General features: G+C 44.4%; 18 protein-coding genes and 1 pseudogene. 18 read left to right on the top strand and 1 reads right to left on the bottom strand.

Features of this window, described 5'->3' with window-relative positions; translation table 11 throughout:
* The first annotated feature begins 293 nt into the window (after positions 1 to 293).
* From PKOR_RS23635 to PKOR_RS16475, 3 genes and pseudogenes are all read left to right on the top strand, one after another.
* A complete protein-coding gene (locus PKOR_RS23635) occupies positions 294 to 2,792 on the top strand; it encodes an InlB B-repeat-containing protein (protein ID WP_052738920.1) in 2,499 nt (832 codons plus the stop codon).
* A gap of 343 nt (positions 2,793 to 3,135) precedes the next feature.
* Positions 3,136 to 3,819 (top strand): annotated as a pseudogene (locus PKOR_RS16485) (glycosyltransferase family 2 protein); the annotation flags it as partial.
* Between the two features lie 673 nt (positions 3,820 to 4,492).
* Positions 4,493 to 5,914, top strand: a complete 1,422-nt coding sequence (locus PKOR_RS16475) for a T9SS type A sorting domain-containing protein (RefSeq protein ID WP_046314588.1) — start codon at positions 4,493 to 4,495, stop codon at positions 5,912 to 5,914.
* 82 nt (positions 5,915 to 5,996) lie between these two features.
* On the opposite strand, the gene PKOR_RS16470 is transcribed toward PKOR_RS16475, so the two are convergent.
* Positions 5,997 to 6,809, bottom strand: coding sequence for a 2,3,4,5-tetrahydropyridine-2,6-dicarboxylate N-succinyltransferase (locus PKOR_RS16470; protein WP_046312179.1), 813 nt, complete (start codon positions 6,807 to 6,809; stop codon positions 5,997 to 5,999).
* Positions 6,810 to 6,862: 53 nt separating this feature from the next.
* Here PKOR_RS16470 and PKOR_RS16465 point away from each other — a divergent pair, with 53 nt between their 5' ends.
* The 15 genes from PKOR_RS16465 to PKOR_RS16395 all read left to right on the top strand — a co-directional run bounded on the left by PKOR_RS16465 (position 6,863) and on the right by PKOR_RS16395 (position 22,851).
* A complete protein-coding gene (locus tag PKOR_RS16465; protein WP_046312177.1) occupies positions 6,863 to 7,999 on the top strand; it encodes a glycosyltransferase in 1,137 nt (378 codons plus the stop codon).
* A 77-nt stretch (positions 8,000 to 8,076) separates the two neighbouring features.
* Positions 8,077 to 9,075 carry a 3-oxoacyl-ACP synthase III family protein gene (locus PKOR_RS16460; protein WP_046312176.1) on the top strand — a complete coding sequence of 333 codons (999 nt, stop codon included), beginning with the start codon at positions 8,077 to 8,079 and terminating at the stop codon, positions 9,073 to 9,075.
* A gap of 131 nt (positions 9,076 to 9,206) precedes the next feature.
* Positions 9,207 to 9,863, top strand: coding sequence for a metal-dependent transcriptional regulator (locus PKOR_RS16455; RefSeq protein WP_046312175.1), 657 nt, complete (start codon positions 9,207 to 9,209; stop codon positions 9,861 to 9,863).
* Between the two features lie 41 nt (positions 9,864 to 9,904).
* On the top strand, positions 9,905 to 11,788 hold the full coding sequence (locus tag PKOR_RS16450; protein ID WP_046312173.1) for an Nramp family divalent metal transporter: 1,884 nt from the start codon (positions 9,905 to 9,907) through the stop codon (positions 11,786 to 11,788).
* Between the two features lie 54 nt (positions 11,789 to 11,842).
* Entirely contained in the window at positions 11,843 to 12,454 is a 612-nt protein-coding gene (locus PKOR_RS16445) for a thioredoxin family protein (protein WP_084694822.1), read from the top strand.
* A 101-nt stretch (positions 12,455 to 12,555) separates the two neighbouring features.
* The gene (gene mnmE, locus PKOR_RS16440) at positions 12,556 to 13,935 is read left to right on the top strand and encodes a tRNA uridine-5-carboxymethylaminomethyl(34) synthesis GTPase MnmE (RefSeq protein WP_046312172.1); all 1,380 of its coding nucleotides are present in this window, start codon (positions 12,556 to 12,558) and stop codon (positions 13,933 to 13,935) included.
* Positions 13,936 to 14,133: 198 nt separating this feature from the next.
* On the top strand, positions 14,134 to 14,484 hold the full coding sequence (locus PKOR_RS16435; RefSeq protein ID WP_046312171.1) for a helix-turn-helix domain-containing protein: 351 nt from the start codon (positions 14,134 to 14,136) through the stop codon (positions 14,482 to 14,484).
* Positions 14,484 to 15,611 carry a site-specific integrase gene (locus tag PKOR_RS16430; RefSeq protein WP_046312170.1) on the top strand — a complete coding sequence of 376 codons (1,128 nt, stop codon included), beginning with the start codon at positions 14,484 to 14,486 and terminating at the stop codon, positions 15,609 to 15,611. Before PKOR_RS16435 ends, PKOR_RS16430 begins: the two co-directional genes overlap by 1 nt.
* Positions 15,608 to 16,570: a hypothetical protein gene (locus tag PKOR_RS16425; RefSeq protein ID WP_046312168.1), complete on the top strand. Its 963-nt coding sequence runs from the start codon at positions 15,608 to 15,610 to the stop codon at positions 16,568 to 16,570. Before PKOR_RS16430 ends, PKOR_RS16425 begins: the two co-directional genes overlap by 4 nt.
* A 68-nt stretch (positions 16,571 to 16,638) precedes the next feature.
* Positions 16,639 to 16,929 carry a helix-turn-helix domain-containing protein gene (locus tag PKOR_RS16420; RefSeq protein WP_046312166.1) on the top strand — a complete coding sequence of 97 codons (291 nt, stop codon included), beginning with the start codon at positions 16,639 to 16,641 and terminating at the stop codon, positions 16,927 to 16,929.
* Between the two features lie 83 nt (positions 16,930 to 17,012).
* Positions 17,013 to 17,738, top strand: coding sequence for a hypothetical protein (locus PKOR_RS16415; protein ID WP_148561727.1), 726 nt, complete (start codon positions 17,013 to 17,015; stop codon positions 17,736 to 17,738).
* A gap of 142 nt (positions 17,739 to 17,880) precedes the next feature.
* Complete coding sequence (locus PKOR_RS23630; protein ID WP_158453790.1) at positions 17,881 to 18,270, top strand: Rha family transcriptional regulator; 390 nt, start codon at positions 17,881 to 17,883, stop codon at positions 18,268 to 18,270.
* Positions 18,271 to 18,666: 396 nt separating this feature from the next.
* Entirely contained in the window at positions 18,667 to 20,640 is a 1,974-nt protein-coding gene (locus PKOR_RS24515) for a tetratricopeptide repeat protein (protein WP_148561725.1), read from the top strand.
* Position 20,641: 1 nt separating this feature from the next.
* Entirely contained in the window at positions 20,642 to 20,971 is a 330-nt protein-coding gene (locus PKOR_RS16400) for a nucleotide pyrophosphohydrolase (protein WP_046312163.1), read from the top strand.
* On the top strand, positions 20,968 to 22,851 hold the full coding sequence (locus PKOR_RS16395; RefSeq protein ID WP_046312161.1) for a DUF2075 domain-containing protein: 1,884 nt from the start codon (positions 20,968 to 20,970) through the stop codon (positions 22,849 to 22,851). The genes PKOR_RS16400 and PKOR_RS16395 overlap by 4 nt, the downstream gene beginning before the upstream one ends.
* Positions 22,852 to 22,882 lie beyond the last annotated feature (31 nt).

Below are 22,882 nucleotides of genomic sequence, written 5' to 3'. Positions count from 1 at the left end.
ACCCTAAAATTATGCAAAATATTATTTATCAAGCTTTTAGAATCATAAATCACCATCATCACTTCACTAACAATAAGAAGTCATATGATTCATTTTGATAGTACTTTTTAAGTAAAGCATTTAATCTCGAATATATTTAATACAAAACGATCACATAATGTTATACTTATGTTAAGTTTTACGTATAGCTATTCCAAAGCTATTTTACCTACCTAAAGTCTACTTGCACTGCTATTAATCATAACAATCATAGTACAATAAAAGAATGTTTTAACTCAAGAAAACTGTTATTCATGAAAAACAAGTTTACAATTATGCTGACCCTCATTGTATGTATAATCTCCTTTGCTGATGTAGTAGCAAGAGAGATTTATGCACCCTTTGAGAATGCTTGGGAAAATTCAAATACTAGTGGTCTTTTCTCCACCCAGACAGAGGGTCAACAAGTCACTAGCTTTACCCTAGTTGACTCCCACACCGAACTGGACATCCGTACGATCGCAGACGGGGAAGTCATAAGTTTGGCGGACCTGCCCCACACCAAGCTCAACGTCCGAGCCAATACCTCGCCGGCCACGGTGGGCAGCGTGAAGTTCGAGCTGAGCGGGACGCAGAGCAAGACCTACACCGACAACGCGGCCCCCTACGCCCTGCACGGCGACAACGGCAGCGGCAACTACTACTACGGCAACTGGAACCCGCCGGCAACAGGCACCTACACGCTCAAGGCCACCCCGTACTCCGGGGCCAAGGGCAGCGGCACGGCCGGCACGCCCCTGACCGTCACCTTCACCGTCACCGAGCAGGGCACCACGCCCCCTGAGCAGAGCTTCACCCTGGCCGTAAGCGCCACCTCGGGCGGATCGGTGGCCAAGAGCCCCGACCAGGCCTCCTACGCCAGCGGCAGCACCGTCACCCTCACGGCCACCCCGCAGTCGGGCTACCAGTTCTCCGGCTGGTCCGGAGACGCCTCGGGCAGCACAAACCCGCTCTCGGTGACCATGAACGCCGACAAGAGCATCACCGCTAACTTCACTCAAAATCCGACAGACCAGACGCCCCCTACTGTAGTAAGTATAAAGCGTCAGTCTCCTACAACCAGCACAACAAGTGCTACTTCGGTAGTTTATAGAGCTACATTCTCTGAAAGTGTTAGTGGTGTAGACAAAGATGACTTCATGACTACAGTTACATCAGGCACCCTCTCAGCCACCATAGCATCTGTAGCTGCTTCGGGTACAGGTGGCACTACCTTCGATGTTACTGTAAACAGCATTGAGGGCAACGGGACACTACGCCTAGATTTAAAAAATAGCGGAACAGGCATTCAGGATGCAGCAGGCAATGCCGTAGCATCAGGTTATACTTCAGGTGAGACTTATACGATACAGCCAAGCAGCGGAACCGAAGGTTTTGTTTCTGTAACTAAGCTTGGCACTGTACCTGTACATATCAATTTAGGTGATCAGCCACAGTCTAAAGTTTGGACTTATCAAGGGAAATGGTGGGCTGTTTTACCTGAAACCGGTACAGGTACACACATCTGGCGTCTTGATGGTACCACATGGACCAAAGTCTCCACAATTACGACAAGCGCGTACACAAAAGCTGACTGTAAAGTGGTCGATAACGTGGTCCATATCTTCCTATACAGAGGTGAGTCCCTCGCATCAGAGCTTGTATCGGTTGAGTATGACGCCGCCTCAGCATCTTATAAAACCTGGTCACAAAGAAGCGCTAAAACAACAGTGCAGCTCGACCTGGGGGTAAAAACAGCCACCATTGATGTAGATGGAAACGGAAGAATGTGGCTGGTGTCCAACGGTAACAATAACGTGTATGCCAGATGGAGTGATGCACCATATACTAGCTGGAGCGCCCCTGTTACTATCTTCTCTGGCATCACGAGCGATGACATAAGTGCAGTAATCTATATGCCAGCTCTAAAGAAGACAGGTATACTTTGGTCTAACCAGAATACGAAGAGGTTTGGTTTTAAAACACACAACGATACCACAGACCCCGCATCATGGTCTGCGGATGAGGTACCTGCCGGTCATTCTGCTATTGAAAGTGGTGATGGAATGGCAGACGACCACCTGAATATGGCTATCGCCAGCGATGGCACGTTATACTGTGCTGTAAAAACAGGCTACAGAGACGAAAACCCTGAGATAGCCATGCTGGTACGCCGCCCTTCAGGTAGCTGGGACAGTTTGTACGGAGTTTCTGACGATGGAAACAGGCCAATAGTAATCTTGAATGAGGCATTAGGCAAAGTGAAGATTGTGTATGCCGCACGTGGAGCTGCGGGTATCTTTTATAAAGAGTCACATACATCCAACATTTCTTTCGGAGCAGAACTACCTTTGATAAACGAAACCTGTGATTACGCCACAAGTATGAAGGACAACTACAGCTCTGATATTGTCATCTTTGCTTCGTCAAGTAATCAGGCATACTCTGTACTGGCATCTGATGAGATTTCTGCGACCTCAACAAGCAATATAGTTGCAGCGACCAAAGCAGCAGAAGAAGAACTCATAGCCTACCCCAACCCATTCCAGTATAAGGCAACTATAAACTTTACTCTTGATGAGGGCGATGAATACGCTCTCGTCCTGTACGATGTAGAGGGCAATCAAGTGAGTGCTGAGAAGCAAGGTATAGGGGTAGCTGGGGGGGTAAATAAAGTGGAAATTGATGGTTCAGCACTTCCGAAAGGACTGTATTTGGTAAGACTTATAACTCCTTACAAAACTAAAACAGTAAGGCTGATGCTAAACAAATAGGCTTATACTTTACAATGCATACAATCCGCAACTAGCAAATTAGGGTATTGTATGTTTTACAATAAAATGCACAGGGACAGCACTTCATGCTCGCTCCCTGAGCATTTTATTTCTACATCATGTTTTATCTAAGATAATACTGTGTTTATTTAAGCCAGAATTCACCAGAAGCCCTTATAAGCCTGTACTTCAGCTAGTATTAATTTAATTATACATATTACCTACATTTAAAGCTTGAAGTGCTTTAAGGCTCCATCAAAAGTTAAAGTTTACATGGCTTTTATACTTCTTCACCTCCTACCATTCTACCCAGGCTCCTGGAGGGAAAGTACCTCGATGGTCTGTTATGATTCCGGCATACAATTGCTCCAAATACCTGCCAGGGACATCAAAGAGCGTGCTAAGCCAGTGCCATCCTGAAGAACTAAGGCAAATTGAGGTGGTAGATGATGCCAGTACAGATGCAGACGTAGAGACCATTGTTAAGCAAATAGGAAAGGGAAGAGTAAACTATTTCAGGCAAGAAAAAAAGGTAGGTAGCCTACACAACTCCGAGACATGCCTTAACCGCTCCAAAGGGCAGCTTGTTCATCTTCTGCATGGTGATGATCTGGTATCAAAGGGTTATTACAGTGCTATTACAGCCCTTTTCGAACAATTTCCCGAAGCAAGAGCAGCCTTCAGCAGGTATTGCGGTATTGACGAGAGAGTATCTGAAAAGAGTAAAGAACTGCCCAAAGCCGGACTAATTCCAAACTGGCTGTTAAGAATTGACAAACGACAACAGATACTGTATGCTGCCATAACTGTACGTAGAGAAGTGAACGAAAAATTAGGCGGCTTTTATAGCATTACCTATGGCAAAGACTGGGAAATGTGGGTCAGGATTGCGCGCAGCTATCCCATTGCATGTACACCAGAGACACTAGCTGCATACAGAAAACACTCTAATTCTATTACCAGTAACAAATTTATAACAGGAGAGCACTTAGAGATTTTTGTGCCTTATCATTGCATTGTTAACTAAAACAGCACTAGTCTAGCCTCATTCAGGGTCAACGTTTTAATGAGTATCTTCTACTTTGGGAAAAAGCTGTTACCATTGCTCTTCAAACGTATTTTTTTTACGAACTAATTCCGAGGAGGCCATACAAAACCAACTTAAGCTTCAGGCACTTAACTACAAACTCCTGCGCTTTAAGCAGTACCCTATCATGGATCACAACTTCAGGAAAATTATGAACTTTAAAACACCTAAAAGCCGCTCACTGCAAAAGAGTAACTCAGAACAAGTTGTGTCAATTGCCTCATCCTGAAACTTATTATAAATGATAGTTATCCTCCCTCTATCACTGTGTAAATTTCTAGTACCACTCTCTTCTTTGCTACCTATCCACAGTAGAGACATCTCAGCCTAATTGCTTCAAAAGTAAAACTAATTATAGCTTAACGTTAATTTTTGTAAAATCACAAAAATTAAAAGGAATTATCACAACTAAATAAGAGAAAACACATATACTATATAAGCAAGCACACATGCTCATAGTTACTTTTAGCAACCAAACTCCAATTATTATTTTACTAAACTATATCCCTATAGGCATAACAGGGTCTTTGGCAAAATTTTGCCCAGACCCTAGTAGATGTTGGAAACCAGTAATGACGCAACAGATTATCGCTTAACTACAAATCGCCCTGCTATGGTAAAAAGATTTACTCTTCTTTTTTGTGCTTTTCTTTTCTCTCTTCATGCTTTCTCTCAGGAACCTCCTGGGCCGGATATTGTAACAGAATTAGTTCCGTTACCAGTTGCAAAGAACACAGGTGAGAAACCGCAATCTAAGGTATGGACTCACGCCTGTAAGACCTGGACAGTGTTAGCAGACGCAGAGGGCACACACTTATGGCGACTTGATGACACGAAATGGACACGGGTGCTTACCCTCTCCAGTATTACCTACAACGCCGACTGTAAGGTAGTAGGCAATGTGGCCCACGTACTTCTGTACCGAGGAAAGGACCTAATATACCTCACATCACTAGAACATGTTCCTGCACAAAACACCTACAGGTTCTGGTCTAAAAGACCAGAACCATCGAGCCTGAGGCTGGACAGAGGAGCAGAAACGGCAACTATTGACATAGACAGCAAGGGAAGAATGTGGTTAGCATCTGATGCTACCTCAAGCGTTGAAGTGCGTTGGAGTGATTCACCGTACACTACCTGGAGTGATCCCATCACCTTGGCTACCGAGGTAACCGAAGATGACATTGCGGCTGTAGTAGCTATGCCTGGTAAAGTTGGTGTTATGTGGTCAAACCTAAACAAACAGAGATTCGGCTTTAGAACACATACAGATGGAGCAGACCCTACTGCTTGGTCTGAGGATGAAGTACCAGCTTCACAATCTGCCTTAAATGTAGGTTTGGGTATGGCAGATGATCACTTAAACCTAGCTATTGCTGACGATGGCACTTTATACTGTGCCGTGAAAACAGAGTATAACAAAGAAGGATATCCAAGAATAGCTCTCCTGGTACGCCGGCCTTCCGGCACGTGGGACGACCTTTATGAGGTATCACAGTCCGGAACAAGGCCAATTGTTATTCTGAATGAAGAGATTGGTAAGCTTAAAGTCATTTACACCAACTCGCAGGAGCATGGAGGCAACATTGTTTACAAGGAGTCGGCTGCACCCAGTATAGCATTTGGACCGGTCAGAACCTTAATAGATGGTAGCTACAACAACGTAACAAGCAGTAAGGCTAATTATAAATCAGACGCTGTAGTGCTTGCCTCCAATGAGACGCATGCAGTGGGTGTACAGATTTCTGATGGCATTCCACCTGAAGTATGCCCTGTTTACATGGACTGGACCGCATACCCTAATCCTTTCTCCTCAAAAACTGCAGTCTATTTCTCTCTGCTGGAGGGAGGCCAGTACACAATGGTACTTTACGACAGCAAAGGTGCACAGCTGGACTTGAAGCAAGGCGATGCCGTAGCTGGCGAGATCAACAAAATAGAGTTTGACGGAGAAAACCTGCCAAGAGGGTTATACTTTGTTAGGGTAAAATCTCAGGAAAGATCTCAGACTATGAAGTTAGTATTAAGCAAATAGAGCAAACCTTTTGTAGAACAAAACAAAGCCCCCTGCAGCTGTAGCTCCAGGGGGCTTTGTTTTAAAAGAAAATTAATAGCTACTAAACAGCTACCGCATGGTCGCGCAGAACATCGTTCAGAGACGTCTTCAGGTCTGTGCTTTCTTTACGCTGCCCAATAATTAGCGCACATGGCACCTGAAACTCACCTGCAGGGAATTTCTTGGTGTAAGAGCCAGGGATAACAACGGAACGAGGAGGTACATAACCTTTATACTCTTTCGGCTCACTGCCCGTAACGTCAATGATCTTAGAGCTTCCCGTGATCGTTACACCAGCGCCAATTACGGCTTCTCTACCAACGCGGCAACCTTCTACCAAGATGCTTCTTGACCCGATAAAGGCACCGTCTTCAATAATAACCGGAGCTGCCTGTACTGGTTCCAATACACCACCCAGGCCTACACCGCCACTTAAGTGCACGTTCTTACCAACCTGTGCGCAGCTTCCTACTGTAGCCCATGTGTCTACCATGGTGCCAGAATCTACATAAGCACCAATATTCACATAAGATGGCATCATTACTACGCCTTTAGCCAGAAAAGAGCCATAACGAGCTACTGCATGAGGCACTACACGTACTCCCAGTTGCTCATAATTGCGCTTCAAAGTAATTTTATCATGAAACTCAAAAGGACCAACCTCTATGGTTTTCATTTGTTGGATCGGGAAGTATAAAAGCACAGCTTTTTTTACCCACTCATTCACTGTCCACTCATCACCGTTAGGCTCAGCAACACGTATGTTACCTTTATCCAGCTCTTCAACAACTGAGCGAATCGCTTCAACGGTATTTGATTCTTTTAGCAGCTCACGGTTTTCCCATGCCTGCTCTATGATTTGTCTTAGCTCCATTTTCAAAATATGCTAGTTACTCAATATTGCGTAAAAGTAAGTATTTTTGATGGATGTCCGAAAAGAGAATCCTGATTGCTTCGCTGCTAAAGCCCATAAACGACACCCGGATGTACGAAAAACTGGGACTGTCGCTAAGCAAGCTTTCAGAAACCCAAATTCATATTGTAGGTTTCCAAGCACCTCAGCCCTATGGTACACCACAAAATCTATACTTCCATCCTCTTTTCAATTTCAAGCGCCTCAGTCTAAGTCGCTTTTTGGTACAGGGCAAGTACGAGCAACTACTTCACGAGCTTAAGCCAGATCTTATCATTGCCTGCACCCACGAACTACTGCTGCCTAGCCAACGGTACTGTCAGAAGCATGGCGCAAAACTAATTTATGATGTGCAGGAAAACTATACGCTCAACCTGACATCCCAACAGAACTACCCTCCTATCCTCCGCCAGATATTAGCTTACCGAGTAGGTAAGGTAGAGTCTAAAACGGCCCCTGCCATAGAGCATTTTCTGTTGGCGGAGCAAAGCTATGCCGATGAACTGCGTTTCCTGCCACAAGGTGATTATACCGTAATTGGGAACAAGTACAAGCAGGCTCCTACTTACCATGTGCCGGTAACTCCAGTACGACTAAGAGAACAGCCTCTCAAACTTTTGTACTCCGGCACCATATCAGAGCTTTATGGCATATTTGAGGCAGTTGAGTTAGCAACGTCTTTGCACCGGCTGGATGCTTCCACTGCTCTTACTATCATAGGGTACAGCTCGCGCCAGCAAACACTACAGCAGCTACAACAGCTAATTTCAAATTTGCCCTATGTGCAGCTGATAGGGGGAGATAAACTAGTGCCACACCAACAGATTTTGCAAAGTATACAAGAAAGCAACATTGGCCTGCTTCCTTATCAGCCTAACCCAAGTACGGAGCGTTGTATCCCTACAAAATTGTATGAGTATATGGCGTATGCCTTACCTATGCTGGTACAGCAAAACCCGCTTTGGCAAAGTATAACGGAGGCTAATCGCGCAGGCATATCGATAGATTTCAAGCAGATCAGCCCAGAGGATTTACTGCACCGTATACGGCAACAGCAGTTTTATTCTTTTGGTATACCTAAAGATATTTTCTGGGATCAGGAAGAGATAAAACTGCTTGAATTAATTAAGCCAATCTTAAGGATTGATTAATAGTTTTAAATTTTATTTTTAGACTAGCCTAAAGTATCAAAAACTAGTATATTTGTCACTAAATACATCCTATAAATATGCGTAATTCTAGAATTGCAGGCGTTGGCCACTACGTACCTGAAAATGTGGTAACTAACAAAGACCTGGAGAAGCTGATGGACACTTCGGATGAGTGGATTCGTGAGCGCACAGGTATCGTGGAGCGCCGCTATTTTCAGGAAGGTGTAGACACAACTGCCAATATGGGTGCCGCAGCTGCCAGAAAAGCCATTCAAATGGCTGGGCTGGAGCCAAAGGACATCGACATGATTGTGTTTGCCACCCTTAGCCCAGACTATGTTTTCCCAGGCTCCGGTGTATTGATGCAGCGCGAACTTGGTTTAAAAAATATACCTGCACTGGATGTTCGTAACCAATGCTCTGGTTTTGTGTATGCCCTCTCGGTTGGTGATCAGTTCATCAAGACCGGAATGTACAACAATATACTGGTGGTAGGTTCAGAAATTCATTCTACTGGTTTGGACTTCTCTACACGCGGACGTGGTGTGTCTGTTATTTTTGGAGACGGTGCTGGTGCCGTAGTGCTTAGCCCATCCGACAGCAACGACAAAGGAATACTGTCTACGCACCTGCACGCTGATGGTGAGTTTGCAGAAGAACTTGCTGTTACCGCTCCTAACAGCAACAAGAAAGAGCGACTCACGCACGAGATGATCGACGATGGAAGTGTTTACCCTTACATGAACGGCAATATGGTGTTCAAGCACGCTGTTACACGCTTTCCAGAGGTAATCGAAGAGGCTCTGAACAAGAACGGATATAAGCCGGAAGATATTGATTTGCTGGTTCCTCATCAGGCAAACCTGCGCATCACCTCCTTTATCCAGCAGAAAATGGGACTACCAACCGAGAAGGTAATGAGCAACATCCAAAAGTATGGCAACACAACAGCAGCTTCTGTGCCTATTGCTCTTAGTGAAGCTTATGAGGAAGGCCGCATCAAGGAAGGAGACCTGGTATGCCTCGCAGCTTTTGGCAGTGGCTTTACATGGGCCTCAGCATTAATCCGCTGGTAAGAATATCTGTTGTGGAAATGTGAAAGTGGCTTAAGATTGCTAGGCTTTTTCTATGCTTTGACAGCTTATCCTAACTTCGCTTTGGGCATTTTCAGATTTCCACTTTCTAACTACATCAATTAGATACGGAAGTGCATAGTTATACAGAAGAGAACTACATTAAAGCCATTTACAAGCTATCAGACAATGGCCAGCAGGAGGTCAACACCAACGCAATTGCAGAGGTGCTGGAAACTAAAGCTGCCTCTGTTACTGATATGCTCCGAAAGTTGAGCGCCAAGGATATTGTTAACTATGTAAAGTATAAGGGTGTGTCGCTTACTCCACAGGGAGAGCGGGTAGCCCTGCAGATCATCAGAAAACATAGACTGTGGGAAACGTTTCTGGTAGAAAAGCTAAAGTTTAACTGGGATGAAGTGCATGAAGTAGCCGAAGAACTGGAGCACATCTCCTCTACCCTACTAACCAACAGGCTGGACGAGTTTTTAGGTTACCCAAAGTTCGACCCTCATGGCGACCCAATCCCTACAGAAAACGGGGAAATGAAGTTGAAAAAGCAACAACTTTTGGGCGAGATGAACACAGGCGACGAAGGTAAAGTAGTAGGCGTAAACGACTCGCAACCCCTCTTCCTGCAGTACCTTGACAAGCTAGGTATAGGTCTCGGTTCGCATATAAAAGTTACTGATAAAATTCTGTACGACAATTCGCTGGAGGTAGAGCTAAACGGTAAAAAGCAGCTTCTCCTTTCAAACGAAGTATGCAGGAATATCTACTTATCTGCCTAATATACAGTAAAATAGCCCCTAACTTAAAGCTCAGATCACGTATGTTACAGCAGGAAACCCACACCGGCAGATCGCTTGAAGAAGTACACTCCTCCATCGACACCACAAAGCCAACTGGCTTCTGGAGGCGTTTGCTGGCTTTCTTAGGTCCTGCCTATCTGGTTAGCGTGGGCTATATGGACCCAGGCAACTGGGCAACCGATATTGCCGGGGGCAGCCAGTTTGGCTATAAGCTGGTGTGGGTGCTGCTGATGTCGAACCTGATGGCTATTTTGCTGCAAAGCCTGAGCGCCCGCCTGGGAGTAGTACGTGGCAAAGACTTGGCTCAGGCTTCCCGTGAAAGCTATCCTTCCTTCATTAATATTCCGCTATACGTGTTAGCCGAAATTGCTATTGCCGCCTGCGACCTGGCTGAGGTGTTGGGTATGGCCATTGGGCTGCAATTGCTATTCGGTATGCCGCTGCTTTGGGGAGTTTCCTTAACAGTATTAGATACTTTCCTGCTGCTGTTCCTGATAAATAAAGGAATGCGTAAGATGGAAGCCTTTGTGCTGGCGCTGGTAACTATTATAGGCGGGGCTTTTGTAATGGAGATGTTCTTCGCAAAACCTGATGTAGGTGAACTAGTAACCGGATTTATACCCTCCATACCGAACCACGATGCGCTCTATATTGCTATTGGTATAATTGGAGCTACTGTGATGCCACATAACCTGTACCTGCACTCCTCGCTCGTACAGTCGCGCAAAATAGACCGCACTCCCCAAGGGATTTGGCGTGCCATCAAGTATAATTTTGTAGATTCGGCTGTGGCCCTGAACTTGGCCCTATTTGTTAATGCAGCCATACTTATACTTGCTGCCGCTGCTTTCTATGAGAACGGAATCCATAATGTAACAGAGATACAGGATGCGCATGAGTTTCTGGCACCGCTACTGGGTACAAAATGGGCTCCTATACTTTTTGCAGTAGCTCTTATTGCCGCCGGACAAAGCTCTACCCTTACCGGCACCTTGGCTGGCCAGATCGTGATGGAAGGTTACCTAAACCTGCGCATACAGCCCTGGCTGCGCCGCATGATCACACGTTTACTGGCAGTTGGCCCTGCCCTATTCGTGATTTTGTACTTTGGAGAAGACCAGACAGGTGAACTTTTAGTGCTAAGCCAGGTAATACTGAGTCTTCAACTGGGCTTTGCTGTTATCCCGCTCATACACTTTGTAAGTAACAAAGAGCGCATGGGTGAGTTTGCAATTGGCCCCTGGATGAAAACCGGCGCATGGCTTATCGCAACAACTATCGTTCTGTTGAACGCAAAGCTGGTGGTAGACCAGATCATAGAGTGGCTGCAGTTAGTTGAGAACCCAGCCCTCATCTGGCTGTTGGTTGTACCAATAGCTGTAGCTTGTGGTGTGCTCCTTTTGTACATTACACTGCAGCCTTTTGTGAATGGTGCCGCTAAGTACGCTCGTCCTGCAAAGCACCACCAGGCGGTAAGATACGAGCCCGAGCATAAGCCCGCCTACAAACGTATTGCCATTACGCTGGATTTTACTGACACAGATAAGCGTGTACTTGATAACGCCTTAGCCATTGGCACACCTTCTGCTGAATACCTGCTCATACACATTGTAGAAACAGCTGGAGCATTGATTCTTGGTCAGGATATCAAAGACTTGGAAACAACCTCGGATTGGGACAACCTGCAGCGTTATGCGGAAGACCTTCGTAGCAGGGGCTATAACGTTAAGGTTAAGCTAGGCTTTGGTAATCCTAAGCAGCACATTCCGAACATTGTTCATCAGTTTGAGGCAGACCTACTGGTAATGGGGTCGCATGGGCATAAGATAATGAAGGACCTGGTGCTGGGCACTACCATCAATGCAGTACGACATGCTGTTAAGGTACCGATGCTGATTGTTTAGCCCTGAACCTTAAGTGCAACCAGGCATGTTCTGCCTTATACAAAGCGGATAAAAATGAAGAAAAGCATAAGCATATACCTTTCCCTACTGGCACTGCCACTATTTTATACAGCCTGCACCAGTAACAAAACCCCTACTGCAACTGCCGTTGCCGACAACACATCAGTTGCAGTAGAAGCAGCCACAGCAAAAACTCCTACTCCCAAAGCCAAGGAAGCTAGTGCCAAGATACAGTGGTTAACTATAGAGCAGGCTGCAGCCCGCATGGAAAAAGAGCCTCGCAAGATGGTTATCGATGTGTATACTGACTGGTGCGGCTGGTGCAAAAAAATGGACAAGGAGACCTTCACAGATTCAGAGGTAGCCGAGCTGGTAAACAAACATTATTACGCCGTAAAGCTTAATGCCGAGGGCAAAGAGCCTATAACCTTAAAGGGGCAGACGTTTAACTTTAAGACAGAGTACAAAGCGCATGAGTTAGCTGTAGCATTACTGCAGGGCCAGATGAGTTTTCCGACCACTGTTTACCTGGATGAAAAAATGAATATGCTGGCCCCCGTACCAGGATATCTGGATGCTGATAATTTTTCCAAAATACTCCGGTACTTTGGTGAAAACCATCATCAGTCAATGAACTTTCAGGAGTACGAAACGCAGGCAAAATAAATTTGAGCAGTAGACTCTAGCGTCACTGACTGCAGCCGCAGACCATATCCTGCATTCTTACAATTAATCCGTAAATTTGCGGAAGCAACAAGTCCATTACCTTGATAAATCAATTATATAATACTGATACTATAGTAGCCGTAGCTACTGCCCCGGGCGTAGGAGCCATTGCCGTAATCAGGCTTTCTGGTCCTGAAGCAATAAACATTACCAATAGTGTTTTCAAAGGCAAAGACCTGGCAAAGCAAACTAGCCACTCCATTCACTTCGGTACCATCAGAGATGAAGATAAAGTGCTGGACGAGGTGCTTGTGTCGTTGTTTGTGGCACCACATTCCTATACCAAAGAAAATGTAGTGGAGATCTCCTGCCATGGTTCCGATTTCATCGTGCAGCAGATCGTAAAGCTGCTACTGAAGAAAGGTGCTCGCCTGGCTAACGCCGGAGAGTTCACTAAGCGTGCCTTCCTGAACGGCCAGTTTGACCTTGCCCAGGCCGAAGCTGTGGCTGACCTTATCTCCTCTGACTCCGCCCTCTCACATGAGGTAGCCATGAAACAGATGCGCGGCGGATTCTCGCAGGAGATCAAGCGCCTGCGTGCGGAGCTAGTTCATTTTGCCTCTATGATAGAACTGGAGCTAGACTTTGGAGAGGAAGATGTTGAGTTTGCCGACCGTGATCAGTTGCGCTCGCTTATTTTAAACATCCAGAAGATCATAAGGGAGCTGCTGAAGTCATTTGAACTTGGCAACGTAATCAAGAATGGCGTACCTACGGTAATTGTTGGCAAACCCAACGCTGGCAAATCTACCCTGCTGAACAAGCTGCTGAATGAAGAGAAAGCCATCGTATCGGACGTACCAGGTACAACGCGCGATTTTATAGAGGATGAGATAAACATTGAGGGCATAACATTCCGTTTTATTGATACAGCCGGACTGCGCGAGACAACGGATAAAGTAGAAGCCATTGGTGTGGAGCGCACTATGCAGAAGTTGAGCCAGTCATCGCTCATCATCTACCTGTTCGATATTACTGAAGTTACCGCTACAGAAGTACAGGCCGAATTAGACAGACTGAACCCTCAAAAGCTACCATTGGTAGCTGTAGCTAATAAAATTGACCGTGCTTCCGATGACAAGGTTAAAGCGTTTGAAAGTATAGAAGGTCTAGTTACCATATCAGCGGCCGAAGGCGCCAACCTGGATGAACTAAAGCAGGCTTTAGTGGAGAAGGTTAACCTTGGTAAGCTGAACACGCAAAGCCAGACTATTGTAACCAACCTGCGCCATGTAGACAGTCTGAATAAAACCTATGCAGCCCTGGATGATGTGCTTAATGGATTAGGCCTTGGTATGAGCGGAGACCTAGTAGCAGCCGATATTAGAAGAGCTCTTTATAGCTTGGGTGAAATCACTGGTGAAATCACAACAGATGACCTACTGGATAATATATTTACCAAGTTCTGCATCGGCAAGTAACACCACAATATTTCCATAACAAAAACCACACTAAGGGGCTTTATAGCCCCTTTTTTCTTCCTTTGTTAGCTGTTGTTTTACAGTGTAAACGTTGCCTTTTCGTTACCTTTTTATTTATTTGGCATTCCAACTCTTATAAGGAGAGACTATGGCATATAAATACACATTATCTACTCTAAAACCACATAATAAATCACTATGAGTAGCAATATCCGAGTTCAGAGAAAGTGTCAGCACTGTGGTGAGCTTTTTATAGCCAAAACTACAGTAACTAAGTTTTGTGGTGACAACTGTGCCAAGCGTGCTTATAAGGAGAGGAAAAGAGAGGAAAGTATCACAAAATCTATTGATGAAACAGTGGATGAAATGCGTCAACCACTAATAGAAGCTCAGGCTAAAGAGTTTTTAAATGTTAATGATTTGACTCTTCTTATAGGCCTAAGTAGGAGAACTGTTTACAGATTAATTAAAGATAAGAGGTTGAACGCTCTTAAACTCGGTAACAGGTTTGTTATTAGAAGAAGTGATTTAAATAAAATGTTTGAATAATGGGTGTTATACTTAGACAAAGACAGAAAACGGATAGAGGAAAAATAAGTCTATTCTTAGACATTTCTCATAATGGAAAGCGGTGGACTAAATTTTTAAAAATCTATTTACATCCTGAACCAACCTCGGGTAGGCTGTCGCCAAAACTAAAAGCTGATAACAGAGAGAAACTTGCTAAAGCTGAAGCGATAAGGACCAAATACGAATCCGATTTAGTATTTGGCGAATATGGTTTTGTAGAGAAAAATAAGGGGAGCGCCAATTTTATAGAATACTTTGAGGCCCTAACAACAGGGAAAAAGAAGAAAAGTGCTGGTAACTACGGCAACTGGGACAGCGCTTTAAAGCACCTTATAAAGTACAATGGTGGTAGTAAAATAAAATTCACAGATATATCCCCAGCTTGGGTATCAGGTTTTAAAAATTATTTAGATACAGATGCTTTTAAAAAGAGTAAGGAGCCCCTTTCTGCAAACACTAAGTTATCCTATTTCAACAAACTAAAAGCTGCACTAAATCAAGCAGTAAATGATGGCATTATTAGCAAGAACCCAGCTGTTAACATCAAAGGCTTCAAGGAGCCTGATTCTCATAGAGAATATCTAACGCTTGATGAACTAAAAAAGATTGCAAGTGCCGAATGTGAGTTACCTATTTTGAAAAAGTCTTTTCTATTCTCGTGTCTTACAGGTTTGAGATTTTCTGATGTTAGTTCCCTTACATGGAAACAATTAGAGAGTTCTTCAGAAGAAGGTTATTACCTTAGGTTTACACAACAAAAAACGAAAGGTGTAACCAAACAGTATATTCAACCTCAAGCAGTAAAGCTTTTAGGCCCAACAGGAGAACCAGAAGAGAAAATATTCAAAGGCTTATACTATTCAGCTCATAATAATAAACTACTTCGCAAATGGGTGCATTCTGCTGGCATTAGCAAGCATATAACATTTCACAGTGCAAGACATACCTTTGCTACATTACTAATTACATTAGATGTTGATTTGTACACAGTATCAAAACTCTTAGGTCATAGTGATGTAAAGATTACGCAGATTTACGCTAAACTTATTGATAAGAAAAAAAGAGAGGCCATCGATAAAGTACCAGATTTAGGAATAGAACTATGATAGAGTGGAGCTTCATAGAGAGAGTTATAATAGGAGATTTGCGACCTCATTTAGTTGAAGAAAATAGCGCAAAAATGGATGAGATTCTTAATCGTATTAAATTAAACAAAGTTAAATGTTCATTAAATAATTTAATAGATATAGAATATCCATCGCCTTATAATTTAAAAACTCGGGCTTACTATGAGTTGATTAAGTCTGAATCAGAAATTATTAGAAACGATATACAGAGGTTTTCAATCAGGGTCTCTGGTGTAGAGGATCTTCAATTCTTAGTAAAAAATCAAATAAGATATGCTCTAAAGCTATTAGAGGATGCAGAGACATACAGACGCGAAAGTTTCGAAAATTTTGATGAGGTTTACATTAATGACAATGCCTATGCATCAGGAAGTATACACAGGTATTTTGATATAGTAGTAGAAGAACTGCTTAACTTTTATGCAGATGTAGCCCCTGAGGAATATTCCTTAGCTTATCATGTACCCAAACGAATAAAATTGATTGAGGCAAATAATAAGCTTAATATTTTTATAAGTAATAGGAGGGTTAACTCCACAGAATTATTTCTGCCAAACTTAGATAGCAGGGAGCATGAATTTATCATGAAGCTTTATAGCTTCTTCACAGAGTCAGGGTTTATCAATAGTAGTTACCCCTTGTTTGAGAGACATTTTATAAATACAAAAGAAGGGTTTAGCCAGTTAATTTGGAAAAAAGGTATTCCATTGCTAAAGCATGTTTTCTTACTCTTGATTCATAATAAATTACTTAAGGAACCACGCACCAATCTAGATTCTTTGCTCAGCCAGCATTTTGTTAACAAACAAGGAAATAGCATTAGCGAAAATTACCTGTCACAGGCTACATCAAGACTATATGGAAACTCACCACAACTTATCCATCTGAATGAGAAGTTTGAGAGCATAATTTCTCACTTTTCTTCTAACATCATCTAACAAAATAACTCCTACAATACCCCCACCTTTGCACCATAGTTTTTCAACAACAAAAAAATGGAGGCAAGATGGGAGAGCAAATTTTATCTACACTTTACCAAATAGAGCAGCTGCTTAAAGCACAGAACCTATTGCAAAAAGAAGTTCTAACATTTGAGGAGGCATGCCTATACCTAAACCTTAGTGAAAGTCATCTCTACAAATTAACTAGTGCAAGAGAAATACCTCACTACAAACCACAAGGAAAAAAATTATACTTTAAGAGTACAGAGCTTAATTCGTGGATGCTTTCGGTTCGAATCTCTACTTATGAAGAAGTAGAAAGCTCAGCCAGTACTTACATGGTTGTGAACAAGTAGCCGGTAAGTACTATATAATGAGAGATATCCAACAATGTTCATGGATACCTGTAAGCCTGCTACACTACGCTCAGCATAACAGCTTGATAGATGAACTAAGGCTTTATGTGGCTCTCAAGCTCTCATTCTCTGGCAAGATTAGAGGCAAAAAGAGCATGTTTGAGCCTATGAAAGACCTCCACGGTGCAAAGAGTCGCAACACGTTCAACAAGCGCCTAGAGAAGCTAAAACAGCTTAATTGGATAGGCTACAACAACGCATCAGGCTACTACTTCATCAGAAGCTATGAAAGGGTAGGTTCTGACCTAGGGTTACGCTCAAGTACCTGTGCAGAGTTTAACATAAGGCATCTCACTAATTTCAGGATGTTTGTCTTTGCTGCCATTGTCGGCAAAAAGATCAAGTCAATAGAGTACGCAAGAAGAAAAAGGAAGGGAGAGCACAGGCTCGTGCCTAAATATTGGGAGCGCACCAACCCAAGCCTGCCTCTCCCCTTTCCTAACTACACTGGTTTGCCTGTCAGCGCTATGATGGAACTGACAGGCAAGGCCAGGAGTTGGTGCTCTGACTTGAAAAACCTTGCAGAGGAGGCTGGACTACTTCAGACCAAGGAGAGGCTCATAACAGTTGATGTAGTACCCAAGAATCCTTATATCAAAGAGTGGCTGCGGGATGAATACCCTGACTGTTATGGTAGGTTCAGTACCAAGATCATAAAGCGAGGTAAGCATGCAGGGATGGTAAGAATACTGGAGCAAATGCCAGATGAAATCATACCTCTTATTAGGTACAGGAAGAGGAAAAGGTAAAAATGTTCAATCTACCGGAACATAGTATTGGGAGTTATAGAGGGAGTTTACCACAGTGAAAACACAGTGTAAAAACAGTGACAAAAACACAGTAAAATTAATTCATAATAAAAAGGAGGTAAAGATGGAGAATGTAAACAGTATGGAAAGCACGGAACTGGTAACTGGGAGAATTGAAAATAAGGCTGCCACCACATCATTGATAATAGCCAAAGCATTTGGTTACGACCACAGCTATTTGAAGAGGAAAATTAGGAACCTAAACTGCAATGCAGAATTTAAGCAGCAAAATTTTGGGGAGGTACCCGGTATTGATAAAGAAAATGATCAGTTGGTACGAAAGTATCTAATTACATTAGATGGATTCATTAAACTTGGCATGAGTAGTCATAAACGCAAAATCTACTCAGAGAGGTTAAACGAGCTTTTTACCGCTTTTAGGTATAAACAATTATGTATTGATATTGATGACAAGTTAGAAGTAGCAAAAAAACAAATATATATTGCTTTAGAGTCAGAATTCTTTTGTTAAAATTTAGTCCAAAAACCAGTAGGTACTGCTTGCATCATCTTTTATGAGAGTACGCTACATATAATAAAGCTACATATTCAGTAGTAAAGCTTAATGGACTAAGGTAACCGCAAGAAAGAAATCTTAACGTTTTCTCCTATAGTAACAAAACATGATAATTTATAAGAGAGCCAGTTGACCATAGCCCACTTCTGAGTTTTTACTTGGGTTATAACTACCCTCTTTTACAGCCCGTCTATTATATATAGGGGGGCTGTTTTAAATTTATGCCTAAGTAAGCGGAGAGGGCATTCCTCTACAATACCTGCCTTACAATGAGATTAAACATATTATTCATTAAATTTACGGTAGTTGCTTTATACAGGAGGCAACTACATTTTAAACCTGACCAACTTGATGATGCACATATTCCACCCTCTTGATGACTTCACCTATGACCTCTTCCTTACAGGTAAAGAGAGAGACATTGAGCAGCTGAAGCAAAAGATGACTGACTTCTACTCTGTTGGCCCATACAAGCCGAAGATAACAGTAAAGGAAAAGCAAATAGAGGTAGAAATAGATGCTACCCTAATTGAGGAGCAGCAGAAAGCATATCAGGAGGTAATTTCGCTCAGTGAGCAGGGGAAGTATGATCTTGCCAAGGATAAGCTCCTACCATTGATCCAGAAGGCCCCCCACGTGTCAGAGTACCACCGAGTGCTTGGTCAAATTTACTCTGAAATAGGTGACCAGGATGAGGCCATAAATTCGCTTATTGACGCGCTTAAGTGGGATAGGAAAAACGGCTGGGCACTGCTCATGATGGGTAACATCTTCGCTCGCCACCACAGGGATATCGGTACGGCCCTGAAGTACTACAAGGAAGCTGCCAAGGCCAATCCAGAGGACAACATCACGCTCAACAACATCGGGGCAATCATGCTGCAGGCTGGCAGAAATAAGGAAGCCATTGATTTCTTGCTACAGGCCAAAGACATTAACCCTGACTACCCTAACACCTACCATGCACTGGCCATGGCAGAGGAGAGCGAGGGAAACCTGCTAGGGGCATTCAACTACGCCATCAGCGCCATCAAGAAGAACCCAAATAGGGATAACCTCTATACCGAGAGCCTGCGTTACGCCATGCACCTTGCCCAAAAGCTAATGGAGGAAGGCAAAGGGCGCAGCCTCATGAACAAGTACACCAGAGAGCTGGAAGAGCGAACAGGCAAACGTATTGACACCGTGGAGGATGACTCTATCTCCACAGCCGCTAAAATAGAGTTTGCGGAGAACTACAGCCGCGACAGGCACATCATACGCTACAAGCCCTCCTACCCTGCCGTGGAGCACCTCGTGATGCACGAGTTGGTGCACTTGGACCTTGTGACAGAGGCAAGGCAGGAACAGAAGAACCAACTGTTCACTACCAGCCTTGCCCACAGCAAAACCTTTGACAGGGATATGGAGAAGGATGCGAAGCGACTACGCAAGCAGGGTCTGCCAGAGGATTCCGTAAAGGGGTTCCTCTCCTCTATTTTTAACGGGTTGAACCTTCAGGTGTACAATACCCCAATTGACCTATTTATCGAGGACTTCCTATACAGCACCTATAAGGAACTGCGCCCTTATCAGTTCCTATCCCTGATGCGAATGGCGCAGGAGGGGATAAAGGCCACCACAGACAAGACAATCGTAGCACATGCTCCCAAGGCTGTAGTGTCGGCATCCAAAGTATATAACCTCGTGAACGCCATGCACCTGAGAGACCTGTACGGAGTAAACTTGGTAGCAGACTTCAAGGCCACTCCTAAAGAGGTAAAGCAGGCAGAGGAGTTCATGGAGGAATTTGAGGAGTACCGCTATGACCGTGAGCCTGCCGAGGAGTACGAGCTTGTGCAGAACTGGGCTGATGACCTAGAACTAAGCAGCTACTTTGAGCTAGTGGAGGAGGCTTCCCACAGAACGGGCAAATCACCTGAAGATGTAGTCTCAGAGATGGAAGAAAACGCTATGGATGCCGTTTATTCCGACCCCTACGAGGAGCAGCAGATGCGTACTTTTCAGGAGGAGCACAAGGACAAAGACCTGAACATGGCCGTGGCGATGTACATGGTCGATGCCCTCAAGTACTTCAGCAAACTCCCTCAAGATAAGGTGAAAGCCATAGCTCATGAAATAGCCATGAAAGGTATGTACGGCATCCATCCAGACAGGAAAGATTACACGCTGCCTAGCATCCCATCCAAGACGTTTACAGGCTACCATCTTCTGGCCTACTACTACGTTAGCTGGGCCATCGCAGAACCACAGTTCCTACCTGAGCTACAGTTGCCCTTTGACAAGGAGTATTCTGTGGCCAAACAACTACAAGAGGGAAAATAACATGAGCGACATTAAAGAAGTGACAGCCGCCTTGCTCCAGTTTAGGGATGAGCGGGATTGGAAGCAGTTTCACAACTCCAAAGACCTAGCCTTGGCCATCTCCATAGAGGCAAACGAGCTGCTGGAGCTGTTCCTCTGGAAAGGCAATGAGGACGCTGACAAGGCTAAGCTGGAAGAGGAGTTAGCAGATGTGCTCTCCTTCTGTCTTCTGCTGGCTGAGAAGCACGGTTTGGATGTCGCTGATATTATCAGAAACAAGATCCAGAAGAATAACACAAAGTACCCAGTATCCAAGTCCAAAGGCAACGCCACCAAATACACCGAGCTATGATCGTTTACAGAAAATCAAAGGGAGAGTTTTTGACCGATATAGATGACTTCATCATAGAAGACATCATTCACAAGTCCGTTGAGGAGAAGCTCAGCCGCAGGGTCGGTGACAGCGAGTACAGGTCGTGGCAGAACTCCCTGCAGTTCATGGCATCCGTACTAAGAACCGACAGTATCCCAACCGATGCTGGCGTTGCCATAGAGTATAACATCCCCAGAACCAGCAACCGTATCGACTTCATTGTGTCCGGCCAGAACGAGAACGAGGAAGAACACGCGATACTTGTAGAGCTGAAGCAATGGGATAAGATTGAGCTAACAGGTAAGGATGCCATGGTGCGTACCCGCTTCAAGCACGGTATGAGTGAGGAACTGCATCCAAGCTATCAAGCGTGGTCCTACTCTGCCCTGCTTAACGGGTTCAATGAGACAGTTTATGAGGAAAACATACAGCTCAAGCCATGCGCCTATCTGCACAACTACACGAATGATGGTCTCATCACGAACAGCTTCTATGCAGACTACATTGCCAAGGCTCCTGTGTTCTGTAAGGAGGACAAACTTAAGCTGAGGGAGTTTATCAGTGGATTCGTAAAGCACGGAGATAAAAGAAACGTCATCCTCCGTATCGAAAACGGCAAGATTAAGCCCTCCAAGAGTCTAGCTGACAGCATGGCCTCCATGATCAGGGGCAATCAGGAGTTCGTTATGATTGACGCTCAGAAGATCGTGTATGAGAACGCGCTGGCACTTGCTCGGAAGTCTACTCCCTCCGATAAGAATGTTATGATTGTACGCGGTGGTCCTGGAACTGGTAAGTCCGTGGTTGCCATAAACCTGCTTGTAGCCCTGACAAAAAAAGGATTGCTGGCGCAGTATGTCACGAAGAACTCAGCACCAAGGACAGTGTATGAGACCAAGCTGACAGGTACCTTAAAGAAAACGGAAATATCAAATTTCTTCTCAGGCTCAGGAGCCTTTACCAGCACCCGCCCCAACATGTACAACGCCCTGATAGTGGATGAGGCACACAGGCTGAATGAGAAGTCCGGTATGTTCCAGAATATGGGGGAAAACCAGATCAAGGAGATTATCAACTCCTCCCAGTTCTCGGTTTTCTTTATAGACGAGGACCAAAAGGTTACCCTAAGCGATATCGGAGAGGAAGAGGAGATTGAGAAGTGGGCTGTTTTCCATAATGCCACAGTCCATAAGCTGGAGCTGACCTCCCAGTTCAGGTGCGGTGGCTCTGATGGCTATCTGGCATGGCTGGACGATGTGCTGCAGATACGGGAGACTGCCAATAACATGCTTGACTCCAAAGATGGGTATGACTTCCGAATTTACAGCGACCCTAACGAGCTGAGAGATGCCATCTTCAAAAAGAACAGGGAGGCAAACAAGGCACGGCTGGTAGCTGGTTACTGCTGGAACTGGAACAGCAAGAAGAACCCTGCTGACATGGACATTGTCATCCCTGAGCATGATTTTGCCATGCAGTGGAATTTAGGTAGTGACGGTATGCTTTGGATTGTCAAGCCTGAGTCAGTGAGTGAGGTGGGCTGCATTCACACCTGTCAGGGTTTGGAAGTGGATTACGTGGGGGTAATTGTGGGCTCAGACCTTATATACCGTGACGGACAGGTACTGGTAGACCCTACTAAACGCTCCAGCATGGACAAGTCCATCCACGGCTATAAGAAGAGGATGAAGGAAAACCCAGATGATACTAAGAAGCTCGTTAAGGCCATCATCAAGAACACCTACAGAACCTTGATGTCCAGAGGCATGAAAGGCTGCTATGTGTACTTCACAGACAAGGAGACGGAGGAATATTTCAAGTCGAGAGTTGCGCTACCTGTGCAAGAGGTGGCCAACTAAAGGGTAAACCCTAAAAATCGAAAACTTGAAA

Origin of the sequence: Pontibacter korlensis (genome assembly GCF_000973725.1) — a bacterium.
GTDB classification, from domain to species: Bacteria; Bacteroidota; Bacteroidia; order Cytophagales; family Hymenobacteraceae; genus Pontibacter; species Pontibacter korlensis.
The sequence above is the reverse complement of the archived record's forward strand: the minus strand, read 5'-3'. Positions and strand labels throughout refer to the sequence as shown.

Bases quoted from the DNA above. Each gene is read 5' to 3' on its own strand.
- PKOR_RS23635 (WP_052738920.1), top strand. From the start codon at position 294: ATGAAAAACAAGTTTACAATTATGCTGACCCTCATTGTATGTATAATC.
- PKOR_RS16460 (WP_046312176.1), top strand. From the start codon at position 8,077: ATGCGTAATTCTAGAATTGCAGGCGTTGGCCACTACGTACCTGAAAAT.
- PKOR_RS16420 (WP_046312166.1), top strand. From the start codon at position 16,639: ATGGGAGAGCAAATTTTATCTACACTTTACCAAATAGAGCAGCTGCTT.
- PKOR_RS23630 (WP_158453790.1), top strand. From the start codon at position 17,881: ATGGAAAGCACGGAACTGGTAACTGGGAGAATTGAAAATAAGGCTGCC.
- PKOR_RS24515 (WP_148561725.1), top strand. From the start codon at position 18,667: ATGATGCACATATTCCACCCTCTTGATGACTTCACCTATGACCTCTTC.
- PKOR_RS16470 (WP_046312179.1), bottom strand. From the start codon at position 6,809: ATGGAGCTAAGACAAATCATAGAGCAGGCATGGGAAAACCGTGAGCTG.
- PKOR_RS16430 (WP_046312170.1), top strand. From the start codon at position 14,484: ATGGGTGTTATACTTAGACAAAGACAGAAAACGGATAGAGGAAAAATA.
- PKOR_RS16400 (WP_046312163.1), top strand. From the start codon at position 20,642: ATGAGCGACATTAAAGAAGTGACAGCCGCCTTGCTCCAGTTTAGGGAT.
- PKOR_RS16445 (WP_084694822.1), top strand. From the start codon at position 11,843: ATGAAGAAAAGCATAAGCATATACCTTTCCCTACTGGCACTGCCACTA.
- PKOR_RS16475 (WP_046314588.1), top strand. From the start codon at position 4,493: ATGGTAAAAAGATTTACTCTTCTTTTTTGTGCTTTTCTTTTCTCTCTT.
- PKOR_RS16425 (WP_046312168.1), top strand. From the start codon at position 15,608: ATGATAGAGTGGAGCTTCATAGAGAGAGTTATAATAGGAGATTTGCGA.
- PKOR_RS16450 (WP_046312173.1), top strand. From the start codon at position 9,905: ATGTTACAGCAGGAAACCCACACCGGCAGATCGCTTGAAGAAGTACAC.
- PKOR_RS16465 (WP_046312177.1), top strand. From the start codon at position 6,863: ATGTCCGAAAAGAGAATCCTGATTGCTTCGCTGCTAAAGCCCATAAAC.
- PKOR_RS16395 (WP_046312161.1), top strand. From the start codon at position 20,968: ATGATCGTTTACAGAAAATCAAAGGGAGAGTTTTTGACCGATATAGAT.
- PKOR_RS16435 (WP_046312171.1), top strand. From the start codon at position 14,134: ATGAGTAGCAATATCCGAGTTCAGAGAAAGTGTCAGCACTGTGGTGAG.